This is a genomic window from Streptomyces sp. NPDC092296 (assembly GCF_044755465.1).
Lineage (GTDB): Bacteria > Actinomycetota > Actinomycetes > Streptomycetales > Streptomycetaceae > Peterkaempfera.
This window is the reverse complement of sequence record NZ_JBIVRB010000025.1, coordinates 1-11756: the sequence shown is the minus strand read 5'-3', so window position 1 is coordinate 11756 and position 11756 is coordinate 1. Positions and strand designations below refer to the sequence as shown.

10 protein-coding genes and 1 riboswitch are annotated in these 11756 nt (G+C 74.4%); of the genes, 2 read left to right on the top strand and 8 right to left on the bottom strand.

Translation table 11 applies throughout. The features are described from left to right. Positions 1–51: 51 nt before the first annotated feature. On the bottom strand, positions 52–639 hold the full coding sequence (locus ACIQGZ_RS28945; RefSeq protein WP_402607566.1) for a C40 family peptidase: 588 nt from the start codon (positions 637–639) through the stop codon (positions 52–54). A 2-nt stretch (positions 640–641) separates the two neighbouring features. Beyond that, positions 642–864: riboswitch (cyclic di-AMP (ydaO/yuaA leader) on the bottom strand. A 577-nt stretch (positions 865–1441) separates the two neighbouring features. Here ACIQGZ_RS28945 and ACIQGZ_RS28940 point away from each other — a divergent pair. Then, entirely contained in the window at positions 1442–2104 is a 663-nt protein-coding gene (locus ACIQGZ_RS28940) for a DUF1707 domain-containing protein (protein ID WP_402607563.1), read from the top strand. Positions 2105–2234: 130 nt separating this feature from the next. On the opposite strand, the gene ACIQGZ_RS28935 is transcribed toward ACIQGZ_RS28940, so the two are convergent. The 5 genes from ACIQGZ_RS28935 to ACIQGZ_RS28915 form a co-directional block, all read right to left on the bottom strand. Beyond that, the gene (locus ACIQGZ_RS28935) at positions 2235–2648 is read right to left on the bottom strand and encodes an SSI family serine proteinase inhibitor (RefSeq protein ID WP_402607560.1); all 414 of its coding nucleotides are present in this window, start codon (positions 2646–2648) and stop codon (positions 2235–2237) included. A 153-nt stretch (positions 2649–2801) separates the two neighbouring features. Beyond that, positions 2802–3791 carry a cytochrome c oxidase assembly protein gene (locus ACIQGZ_RS28930; protein ID WP_402607647.1) on the bottom strand — a complete coding sequence of 330 codons (990 nt, stop codon included), beginning with the start codon at positions 3789–3791 and terminating at the stop codon, positions 2802–2804. Between the two features lie 253 nt (positions 3792–4044). After that, positions 4045–5070, bottom strand: coding sequence for a 6-phosphofructokinase (locus tag ACIQGZ_RS28925; RefSeq protein WP_402607558.1), 1026 nt, complete (start codon positions 5068–5070; stop codon positions 4045–4047). 364 nt (positions 5071–5434) lie between these two features. Next, entirely contained in the window at positions 5435–6169 is a 735-nt protein-coding gene (locus tag ACIQGZ_RS28920; RefSeq protein WP_402607555.1) for a type 1 glutamine amidotransferase, read from the bottom strand. A 41-nt stretch (positions 6170–6210) separates the two neighbouring features. Continuing rightward, positions 6211–7479 carry a MurT ligase domain-containing protein gene (locus ACIQGZ_RS28915; protein ID WP_402607552.1) on the bottom strand — a complete coding sequence of 423 codons (1269 nt, stop codon included), beginning with the start codon at positions 7477–7479 and terminating at the stop codon, positions 6211–6213. Positions 7480–7669: 190 nt separating this feature from the next. Here ACIQGZ_RS28915 and def point away from each other — a divergent pair, with 190 nt between their 5' ends. Then, positions 7670–8224: a peptide deformylase gene (def, locus tag ACIQGZ_RS28910; RefSeq protein WP_402607550.1), complete on the top strand. Its 555-nt coding sequence runs from the start codon at positions 7670–7672 to the stop codon at positions 8222–8224. A gap of 814 nt (positions 8225–9038) precedes the next feature. On the opposite strand, the gene ACIQGZ_RS28905 is transcribed toward def, so the two are convergent. Both ACIQGZ_RS28905 and ACIQGZ_RS28900 read right to left on the bottom strand, forming a co-directional pair. Further along, entirely contained in the window at positions 9039–10628 is a 1590-nt protein-coding gene (locus ACIQGZ_RS28905; protein ID WP_402607547.1) for a SpoIIE family protein phosphatase, read from the bottom strand. Between the two features lie 487 nt (positions 10629–11115). Next, the gene (locus ACIQGZ_RS28900; RefSeq protein ID WP_402607544.1) at positions 11116–11646 is read right to left on the bottom strand and encodes a DUF1360 domain-containing protein; all 531 of its coding nucleotides are present in this window, start codon (positions 11644–11646) and stop codon (positions 11116–11118) included. Positions 11647–11756 lie beyond the last annotated feature (110 nt).

The window sequence follows — 11756 nt, the reverse complement described above, 5'->3', positions numbered from 1 at the left end:
ACCGCTTCCGCCGAAGGGCGGCCGGGCGGGATTGATTACCGGATTTACCGGTCAGCCGATACGGCCGTACCAGACGCTCTTGTCCCAGATCTTCTCCAGCCGCACCCGCGCACCGCTGTGCGGGGCATGCCAGATCTTGCCCTTCCCGGCGTAGATGCCGACGTGGTAGACGCTGGAGCCGTGGTGGAAGAAGACCAGGTCGCCGGTCCTGAGGCTGCTCTTCTTGATGTGGTGCGCCTTGTTGTACTGCGCCTGTGCGGTGCGCGGCAGTTTCTTGCCCGCCTTCCGGTACGACCACATCACCAGACCCGAGCAGTCGAACCGGGTCGGCCCGGCGGCGCCGTACACATACGGCGCCCCCTTCTTGGTCGCGGCGATCCTCAGCGCCTTCGCCGAGAGCGTCGCGGCCTCCGCCGGGGTGGCGAAGCCGGGCGCCAGCCCGACCCCGGCCATCGCGGCGGCCGTCAGGACGGCGGTGGCGCCGACCCGGTTGATCAGCCGGCCACGCTGCCAGCCCGGACGACCGCCCTGGTGGGAGGGGGTACTACCGTCCTCCTCGGCGCCGACCGGCGCTGCGGGGGCAGCGTCGGCGGCGAGCTGGGCAGCCCTGCCGGCATGGGTGCGAGACGTCGCAGACATGCGAGTCCTTCCGGAACCGCCTGCGAAAGATGACCTGTCGGATTCGGGCACCGAAAGCTGCCCGGCCACCGAAGTGGCTTCACCCCAAGGGGCACTGATGAACCTTTGCCGCGGCACTGCCGCGACCGGGCTCACGCACCCCGCCGTACCTGGGTCTCCCGCTCCCGCCGCAAACAGCTCGCGCCTGGCATCCGGGTCGGTGGCGGGATTTGGCGTCCGCCCGGACCGCCCCGCCTCGGTGACGGGGACTTGTCGCGTTCGGCCGCCAGTATTGGCAGATTTCTGACCCGTCTTCATCTTGAGACGGCTATTTGTGACTCTTGTCACCCGCCCGACGGGGGCCGCTGAAGCCTTGTTCGGCAGATCAGGTTTCAACCCCTCAGAACCCTGGTACGCAATTCCCAACTCTCCTTTCACCTGCGGAAATACACCTGCGTCACCGGGGGCACGACGGGGGCTCACGGGGCGCTCGGCGGAGTGTTCGACGAGCGTTCGTTCCTGCATTCGGGGGAGCGGGCTACGGCACGCGGGCGACACGCCGTCGCTGCGCCCGGACGGGTGGTCCGCTCACCCGTCCGGGTCGCTCGGTGGAACTGCCCCGCTACGCATCGGCGGCGGACGCGTTGTCAGGGGAGGATGCGCTGGCCAGGGGGTGAGGGACGGTCAGCCGCCCGGCGCGACCGGCTCACCGCGCGCCCCTTCGCAGCCGTTCGCACCCGCTGCCGTGGCGATGGGCGTGTTGACCGGTGTCAAGACGCGATATATCGTGTTTCTCCATGCAGAGCAGCAGCAGGAGTGCCCGGTGACCGCTTCCAAGCCCACCCGCCCCTGGTCCGACGCCGCCATCGATCCGAGCGCCGCCGACCTGCCCGCCGCCGATCTGCCCGCCGCCGATCTGCCCGCCGCCGACCTGCGCGCGGCCGACCACGACCGCGACCGTACGGCCGCCCGGCTGGCCGACGCCCTCGCCCAGGGCCGGCTGACCCCCGAGGAGCACGCGGAGCGCCTGGAGGCCGCCTACAGCGCCCGTACGTTGGCCGAGCTGGCACCGCTCACCCGCGACCTCCCCGCCGAGACCGACGGCCGCCCGACCGCGCCCGTGGCCCCGGGGGACGGCGAGCCGGTGGTCGTGGTGCTCAGCAAGCTGCGCCGGGGCGGCCAGTGGCCGGTGCCGCCGCTGAGCGCCTTCCGGGCACGCTTCGGCGCGCTGGTCCTGGACCTGAGCCATGCCGTCTTCACCCGGCGCGAGGTGGTGATCGAGGCGGGGTCCTTCTGCGGCAAGGTCGAGATGGTGGTGCCGGACGACGCCCAGGTGTACGACACCGGCACGGCGCTCCTCGGCAAGCGGTCCACCCCCGGCGACCACCCCGGCCGGGCGGACGGCCCCGTCATCCGGATCACCGGCCGCAGTGTCCTCGGCCACCTCCGCGTCGTCCGGGAGTCCGACGCCCCCTTCCACCACTGAGATCCGCCCCGGGGCGGCAGATGCCCGGCCGGGCGCCGGCCAGGGGCGCGGGGGACTGCGCGCCCAGCCCGCCACGGGGGTGCGGGACTGTTCGCGGCAGCTACCCGCGCCCCGTGCGGACGGGCCCGGGTCAGAACTGGAAGACGCCGCCGGATTCGCCGCCGGCCACGCAGCGGTTGGCGTAGGTGCGGATGAACTCCACCGGGTGGCCGTCCCAGCTGCCGACGACGCGGCCGGTGACCGGGGCATACAGCATCGGGCACATCACCCCCCGCTGGGCCCGCACCGCCGCCGGATCGCCGTGCGCGGCCCGCAGCGCGGCGCACGCGTCGCCGGGGCGGGGGTGCGAGCCGCCGTCCGGGGCGCACTCCAGCGAGACCGAGCCCAGCACCCGCCCGGCGGCGTTCTCGCCGCTGTGCAGGGTCAGCACCAGCCGGGAGCCGGCCGGGCCGGGGGAGTCGGCCGCGGCGCCCGGGGCCGGGACGGCCACCAGGGCGGCGGCTGCGGCCAGGGCGGCGGCGGGCAGGGCACGGCTCCAGGGCATGGCGGGTTCCTCCGGGAACGGGACGGTACGGGGGCGAGGTGGGGCACAGGACAGGTCTCGCAGCCACACCTACCGCAGACGGCCGCCCGCCGCGCGCCCGGTCACCCGACCGTGGGCGCGCCGCGGGCGGCCGCCGTCCCGAACCCGACGCCGCTACGGTCCGTCGACCGGCTGCACCGCCGCAGCGGCAGCGCGCGGCGCACCGCCCTGGGACCGCGCCTCCAGCGACGCCAGATAGGCGTTGTACGCGACCAGCTCGGCGTCGCCGTCCCGCTCCGCCGCCCGGTCGCGCCGCCGCGCCTGCCGCTCCTCGGAGTTCGCCCACTGGAAGACCAGCGCGATCAGCACCAGCGCGGTCGGGATCTCGCCGAACGCCCAGGTGATGCCGCCGGCGATCTTCTGGTCGTCGAGCGTGTTGACGCCCAGCCCGGCCGGCGGGTGCGCGAACGTGTCGACCAGCAGATTGCTCGCCATCATCACCGCCACGCCGAAGAAGGCGTGGAACGGCATCCCCATGAACAGCTCCAGGATGCGCATCACATAGCCCGGCCGGTGCGGCCCCGGGTCCACGCCCATGATCGGCCAGAAGAAGACCAGACCGACCGCCAGGAAGTGCACCATCATCGCGATGTGCCCCGTGCGGCTGCTCATCAGGGTGTCGAACAGCGGGGTGAAGTAGAGCCCGTACAGGCTGGCGACGAAGAGCGGGATGGTGAACGCCGGGTGCGAGATCACCCGTACGTACCGGCTGTGCAGCAGCGCCACCACCAGCTCCCGCACCCCCCGGCGCCCCTTGCCGGCCGGGTGCAGCGCCCGCAGCGTCAGGGTGATCGGGGCGCCGAGCAGCAGCAGGATCGGTGAGAGCATGCTCAGCACCATGTGCTGGAGCATATGGGCGCTGAACAGCACCATCCCGTAGTCGTTCACGCCGGTGCAGGTGGTCAGCACCACGGTGGCCAGCCCCGCCACCCAGGCGATCACCCGGCCCGCCGGCCAGCGGTCGCCGCGCCGCCACAGCCGCACCGCTCCCGCCCCGTAGAGCAGCAGCAGCGCCACGCAGCCGAGCAGGAAGACCCAGTCCGGCGACCAGGCGAGGGCGCTCGACAGCGAATACGGTTTCAGCACCCCCCCGTGGTGGTGCATTCCAGCCATGCCGTCGCCCATGGGCGGAACCCGCTTTCCCTAGCTAGCCCTGGTGGCGAAGCGCGCACCCGCCGGGTCCGCTTCGTCCGACTTTCGTCCCACCAGACTAGAGCCGCCCCGGCCGCCGTCCGCAGCCGCCCCCCTGGGCGGTGCGGCGGACGGCGACGGGCCCCGGCGGACCACCCCGTGGGGGCGGCCCGCCGGGGCCCGTACGGTGTCGCGGACCGTGTCGCGGACGGTGTGCGGCGGTGCCTCAGATGACCGTCTCGGCCTCGGCGTAGCGCTCGGCCGGGACCGTCTTCAGGTCGGCGACCGCGTCGGCCAGCGGGACCAGGTTGATGTCGGTGCCCTGGAGTGCGGTGATGTGACCGAACGCGCCCTTGTGCACCGCCTCCACGGCGTGCCAGCCGAACCGGGTGGCGAGCACCCTGTCGTACGCGGTCGGGGTGCCGCCGCGCTGGACGTGGCCCAGGATGACCGGCTTGGCCTCCTTGCCGAGGCGGTGCTCCAGCTCGCGGGAGAGCTGGGTGGCGACCCCGGTGAACCGCTCGTGGCCGTAGATGTCGGTGGTGCCCGCCTCCCAGTGCATGGTGTCGGGCTCGGGCTTGGCGCCCTCCGCGCAGACCACGATGGCGAACTTCTTGCCCCGGTTGAAGCGCTCGCGGACGACCTGGGTGACCTTCTCGATGTTGAACGGCCGCTCGGGCACCACGATGGCGTGCGCGCCCGCCGCCATGCCGGCGTGCAGCGCGATCCAGCCGGTGTGGCGGCCCATGAGCTCCACCACCATCACCCGCTGGTGCGACTCGGCGGTGGTCTTCAGCCGGTCCAGCGCCTCGGTGGCCACCGAGACGGCGGTGTCGAAGCCGAAGGTGACGTCGGTGCAGGCGATGTCGTTGTCGATGGTCTTGGGCACGCCGACGATCGGCAGCCCGCCGTCGCTCAGCAGCCGGGCGGCCTTGAGGGTGCCCTCGCCGCCGATCGGGATGATTCCGTCCAGGCCGAGGTCCTCGCAGTACTGCTTCGCCTTGGCCACGCCGTTGCGCAGGTGGCTCGGCTGCACCCGGGTCGAACCGAGGATCGTGCCGCCCTGGGCCAGGATGCCGCTCACCGAGTCCAGGGTGAGCGGGCGGTAGGCGCCCTCCAGCAGTCCCCGCCAGCCGTCCTCGAACCCGATGATCTCGTCGCCGTGGTCGACCACTCCGCGGTGGACCACGGAACGGATCACGGCGTTCAGACCAGGGCAGTCACCGCCGCTGGTCAGCACACCAATACGCATCGCTTTGCAACTCCCGAGCAGAACCGGACGGCCGGACCACCACATTGGAACGAATCCCGCCAGCGTAGCGGGCCGCTCCGGCGCCGGTCTGGCGAGGAGGTTGCCGCGAAGTGACGGAACGGTCGGATCGAGTCATCCGATCATACCGGCCCCAGCGTCCGGCCAGACGGGGGCAGCCGCGGAGGCGGCGCCGTCGGCACCCCCGCACAGGAGGACATCGGAGCGCCCGCGGATCGCACGGGCACCCCGTATGCAGTTGTCTCGTACACCCAGCCTGCCTTGCGAGGCTCCGGGTGCGCGACCCCCGTGACCGGTCGTCCCACCCACCGGTCACCGCCCCCCCCCGACGGAGGCACCCCCGGCGTCAGGCGTTCTGCTGCTGCCGGGCCGCCGAGATCCGCTCCGACCGCAGGGCGTCGTACCAGCTGGAGTCCACCGGCGGCAGCGCGCTCACATCCAGCGCCAGCTTGATCAGCAGATCCGCCATCGCGGGGTTGCGGGCCATCACCGGGCCGTGCAGATAGGTGCCGAACACGGTGTCCCGCCAGGCGCCCTCGGTGCCGTCGCCGGTCCCGTTGCCGCCGCCCAGCTGGACGGTCGCCAGCGGAGCCACCCCCGGGCCGAGATGGGTGACGCCCTGGTGGTTCTCGAACCCGGTCAGCGGCGGCAGCCCCAGCCGGGGGTCCACCTCGGCCAGGATGTCGCCGACGTTGCGGGCGCCCTCGCCACGGGTGCTGTGCACATCCAGCAGGCCCAGGCCCGGCTCGCGCTGCCCCAGGTCGTTGATGAACTCATGGCCCAGGATCTGGTAGCCCGCGCACACCGAGAAGACGATGGCGCCGTTCTCCACCGCCCGGGGCAGACCCGGGTCCTGGCGCAGCCGCTCGGCGGCCAGCCGCTGCGGCCGGTCCTCGCCGCCGCCGATCAGATAGATGTCGCCGCTGGTCGGGACCGGCCGGTCGGAGCGGACGTCGATCCGGGTCACGTCCAGGCCGCGCTGCCGGGCCCGCCGCTCCACCACCAGCACATTGCCGCGGTCGCCGTAGGTGCTCAGCAGGTCCGGATAGACCCACACCAGACGCAGACTGCTGTCACTCATCCTCGTCCCTCGATTTCCCACGCTCATCGGACCGTCCGCCCTCAGCCCGCGACCGCGCGGCGCAGCTGCTGGAACGCGGTGTAGTTGGCAATGGCCTCGATCCGGCCGGCCGGTGCCGCCCGGACCGCCTCCGCCAGCGAGTCCACCACCTGGAAGTTCAGCCCGGCCACCTCCAGGCGGACCGCGAGGTCGAGCTTGCGCTGCCCCATCACGAAGACCGGGTGCCCCGCCAGCCGCTCGTAGTCGACGTCCCACAGCCAGGAGGTGTCCGTACCGTCCGCGTCCAGCGCGTTCACCGAGAGCACCACCGGCGCCGGCGGGCCGTCGATCAGCGAGAACGTCTCCAGCCAGCCCGCCGGGTTCTTCGCCAGCAGCAGCCGCACCTGACGGCCCTGGTACGTCACCACGTCGTACCGGCCGGCCACCGCCGTCACCGACTGCATCCGCTGCAACGACGTCTGCGGCGCCACGCCGAACACCGCCGCCACCGCCGCCGAGGTGGCCGCGTTGGCCAGGTTGGCCCGGCCCGGCAGCTGGAGCTGGATCGGCCAGGCCGCGCCCTGCGGGTCGTACACATGCTGGCCGGAGAGCGCCCAGTGCGGCTGCGGGCGGCGGAAGCCGCACTCCGCGCAGTACCAGTCGTCGCCGGGGCGCTGCATGACGCCGCCGCAGGCCGGGCAGGACCAGGCGTCCTCCTTCCACGCCTGCCCCGCGGCCACCCACACCACCCGGCGGCAGGAGGACGCGGCCCAGGTCACCAGCGGGTCGTCGGCGTTGGCGATCACCACCGCCTCGGTGTCCTGGAGCCCCTCGCGCCACTTCTCCGCGAGCATCCGGGTCTCCGCCGCGCGGTCCAACTGGTCGCGGGAGAGGTTCAGCAGCGCGATGGCCTTGGGGTGGGTGTCGCGGGCCACGCCGGCCAGGTACTTCTCGTCCACCTCGATCACGCCGTAGCGGGCGTCGCCGCCGCCCGCCAGCGCGGCGGTGATGCCGGCCGGCATGTTGGCGCCCAGCGCGTTGGAGACCACCGGGCCGGCCGCGCGCAGCGCCTCGGCGATCAGGCGGGTCGTCGTCGTCTTGCCGTTGGTCGCGCTCACCAGGACCACGTCCAGGTGGTCGGCGAGCTTCGCCAGCAGGTCGGGATCGAGTCTCAGCGCGACCTTGCCGCCGATGACCGAGCCGCTGCCGCGACCCGCCGTGCGGGAGACGGCGGCCGCCACCCGGCCCGCAGTGACGGCGATCTTCGCGCGCGCGGGCAGCGACGCGTCGCGCCCGCCCTGCGCCGGGGCCTCCGGACCGGTGCCTGGCATCGTCAGTGGTTCCTCCTCGGTGCGGCGCCGCCCTTGGGCCGCATCGCGGCCACTGGGGCAACAGGGACGCCGTCAGCCTACCGACTCCCGGAGCCGACGCCGCGCGCCGCACCCCTCCGCAAGATCACGCGGCCCTCCCGGCACCCGCCCGGCCGACCCGCCGCGCGCTGCCCCGGCTAGGCTCGACTCCATGGCAGCAGGCAGCTCGTACGTCCGAATCCCCGGCAGTTCCGGCAGCGTCCACCCGCTGCGGCTGCTGGGCGACCCGGTGCTCCGCGAGCCCTGCGCGCCGGTCACCGCATTCGACGCCGACCTCGGCCGACTGGTGGAGGACATGTTCGCCACCATGTACGCGGCGGACGGGGTGGGCCTGGCGGCCAACCAGATCGGCGTGCCGCTGCGGGTCTTCGTGTACGACTGCCCGGACGACGAGGACGTGCGGCACCTCGGCAGCATTGTCAACCCGGTGCTGACGGTGGCGGACGGGGTGAGCATCACCGGCGAGGAGGGGTGCCTCTCCGTCCCCGGCGTACGGGCCGGCACCCCGCGCCTGGACCACGCCGTGGTCGAGGGGGTCGACCTGGTCGGGCGGCCGCTGCGGGTCCGGGGCACCGGGTTTTTCGCCCGCTGCCTCCAGCACGAGGCCGCCCACCTCGACGGCGGCCTCTTCCTCGACCACCTCACCGGCCTCCGCCGCCGCCGCGCCCTGCGCGCCGCCCGCCGCGCCGGGCTCCCCACCCCCTGACCCACCGCCGCCCCCAGAGGCACCCCCTCGGGGGTGCGGGGAAGTGCGCGACCAGCCCGCCTCGACCCTTGAGCCGCAACGGGTGGGCAACCCGGCAGGGCCCCAGGGGTGCGGGGAACTGCGCGAACAACCCACCTCGACCCTCGGCCCGCAACCGGTCGGCAACCCGGCAGGGCCTCAGGGGCGCGGGGAACTGCGCGAACAACCCACCTCGACCCTTGGCCGTCAACGGGTCGGCAACCCGGCAGGGCCTCGGGGGTGCGGGGATCTGCGCGACCAGCCCGCCACGACCCTTGGCCGTCAACGGGTCGGCAACCCGGCAGGGCCTCAGGGGCGCGGGGGACTGCGCGACCAGCCTGCCTCGACCCTTGGCCCGCAACGGGTGGGCAACTCGGCAGGGCCTCAGGGGCGCGGGGGACTGCGCGACCAGCCCGCCTCGACCCTTGGCCGTCAACGGGTGGGCAACTCGGCAGGGCCTCGGGGGCGCGGGGAACTGCGCGAACAACCCACCTCGACCCTCGGCCGCCAACGGGTCGGCAACCCGGCAGGGCCTCAGGGGCGCGGGGAACTGCGCGAACAACCCACCTCGACCCTCGGCCCGCAACGGGTCGGCAACCCGGCAGGGCCCCAGGGGCGCGGGGAACTGCGCGAACAACCCACCTCGACCCTTGGCCGCCAACGGGTGGGCAACCCGGCAGGGCCTCAGGGGCGCGGGGAACTGCGCGAACAACCCACCTCGACCCCCGGCCCGCAACCGGTCAGCAACCGCGCACGGCCTCAGGAGGTGCAGGGCGCTGCCCGCCCCGGGAGGGGCTCAGCCGCAGCGGGCGGCGAGCAGGGCGATGTCGTCGCCCTTGCCCTCGCCGAAGGCCGTCACCAGGGTGTCGCACAGGTGCTCAAGCCCGGCCGGCCCCAGGATCGCCGCCCGCCGCAGCTCCTCCAGGCTGTCGCCCAGGTCGATGCCCCGGACCTCGACCAGCCCGTCGGTGACCAGCAGCACCCGGGTGCCCGCCGCCACGTCCTCGGCCAGCGGCTCGGGGTGCCGCAGGCCCAGCCCCAGCAGGGTGCCCCGCGCCTTGGAGTAGCGGGCGCCGCCGTCCGGCGCCAGCAGCAGCGGCGGGATGTGGCCGGCGTTGGCCACCCGTACCCGCCGCCCCCCGGGCTCCACCAGCACCAGGCAGACCGTCGCGGTGACCCCCGGCTGGAACCGCACCAGCAGCGCGTCCAGCCGGTCCAGCACCTCGCGCGGCCCGTGCCCCTCCGCCGCGTACGCCCGCAGCGCGTGCCGCAGCTCGCCCATCACGGCCGCCGCCTCCAGCGAGTGCCCGGCCACGTCACCGATCGCCAGCAGCAACCCGCCGTCGGTCTCCACCGCCTCGTAGAAGTCGCCGCCGATCTCCGCCTGCGAGGACGCCGGGACGTACCGCACCGCCAGCTCCACCCCCGGCACCTGCGGGAAGCGGGTCGGCAGGAAGCTGCGCTGGAGGGTCAGCGCCAGCGAGTGCTCCTCGGAGTACGTCCGCAGCGCCTCCAGGGCCAGGGCGGCGCCGTGCGCCAGCTGGCTCAGCAGTTCACGGTCCTCGGCGTCCGCCACGGCCGCCGCCTCCACCGCCAGGCAGACCGGCGGCCGGGCCCGTTTGGTACGGGCCAGCACCAGGCAGACGTCGCCGCCCAGCTCGGTGTCGGGCAGCTGCTCCTTCCACACGTGGTGCGGCACCACCGCCAGGTCGGCGCCGATCCGCTCGCCCAGCGCCCAGCCGGAGAGCCAGTCCAGCAGCCCCGGGCGTGCCATCCGGGGCTCCGGCCGCAACGCCTCGGCCGGGCAGACCATCCGCAGCACCCGCCCGCCGGGGGAGAGCGCCAGGGCGCTCGCCGGTGAGGACATCAGCTGGGCGGCGCCGGTCGCCGCCGCAGCGGCCAGCGACTCCACCCGGGTGGCCCCGTACACCGCCAGCGTCGCCCGGTTCAGCTGGGTCATCCGGGCGGCCAGCCGCTCGGCCCGGCGCCGGGCCCGCGCGTACCGCAGCACGGCGGCGACGGTGGCCAGCAGCTCCTCCGGGGCGATCGGCTCGGTCAGATGGGCGTCCGCGCCCCGGTCCAGACCCTGGGTGCGGTCGGCCGCGCCGGTCGCCGTCGCCGAGATGTGCACCACCGGCAGCGCCGCCGTGCCGGGGCGGCTCTTGATGTACTCGCAGACCTCGTACCCGCTCATGTCGGGCAGCCGTACGCCGATCACCGCCGCGTCCGGCGGGTCGGCCGGGTCCGCGAGCGCGGCCAGCGCCTGGGCGCCGTCGGCGGCCTCGACCACCCGGTGCCCGGCCTGCCGCAGCCAGCCCGCGACGGCCCGGCGGCCCGGACCGGGGCCGTCGACGACCAGGACGGTGGCGGAGGGCGCGCGGTTCACCGCGCCACCTCCCGCCACCGGGACACGCCCCGGCGCGCACCGTGCCACCGCACGCGCACCGTCGCCCGCGAACGCCGCCTCATGAGAGCGATCCTCGCCCACGCCGGGGCGGCGCGCCAGCGCCGCGCACCCCGGACACGCGGGGTGCGCGGCGGCGGAGCGGGGGCGCTCGGGGGCCGCCGTGCTCCTTCCGCCGCCGTACCGCCCCGGGGCCGCCCACGGCGTCCCGGGGCATGGCGTCCCCGGTCGGCCGGTCTGCCTCCAGCGGCGGCCGGTGCTCCGGGCGGGCGGTGCCCTCCCGGGGCCGCACACCTGGCACTGGCCCCGGCGGCCGCTCGTCGCTGCCCACGCCGATGCCGGCCGGCCCGGCGGGCGGCCCGTCCCGGTCGGCGCTCGCCTTCCGGCTCCGGGCACCGGAGTCGTCGGCGGGGCCGATGTCGCCGCCCAGGTCGTGCAGCCGCTGCGCCTTGCTCGGCGGGGCGGCCGGTCACTCGCCCGCCGCCCGCTGGATGCGCACCCTGGCGAACTGGAGCAGGTCGGAGCCGGCCAGCGCGGTCAGGGTCAGTGCCGCCAGACGGGTGGCGCGGGGTGCGAAGACCAGGCCGGCGGAGAGCCCGGTGGCGATCCAGACACCGGTGCAGAACGGGCAGGTGAGGAGTTCCCCGACGGCCTTGCGGGCGCCCGAGCCCCGGACGCCCTCCTTGAGCTCGGCCGGTCCGGTGGTGCCCTCGAAGCGGGTGAACGGCGCCCGCAGCGGGCTGGTCACCGGGTCCTTGGCCAGCAGCCGGCTCAGCCGGTGGGTGGCCCCGGTGCAGAGCGCCAGGTCCCACACGGTCGGCTCCGGCAGCGGTCGCCCGGCCAGCCGCGCCGCCGCCGCCAGCGCCGCCACCGACGCCGCGTACACGCCCATGGCGCCCAGATAGCCGCCCAGCGGATGGTCGGAGCCGCCGGTGTACGCGTCCCGCTCGGCGTGGACGGTGTCGCGGACCTGCCGCTCGACATCCTCGGACGAGGTCATCAGGGCCTCCAACGGGGGGGTGCCTCTATGTCTTTCGTCAAGGCGCTCCTGTCGGGTTTGGGGTGGTTCGGGGTTGCTGAGGTTATGCGGCGAGTTCGACGTCCTTCGGT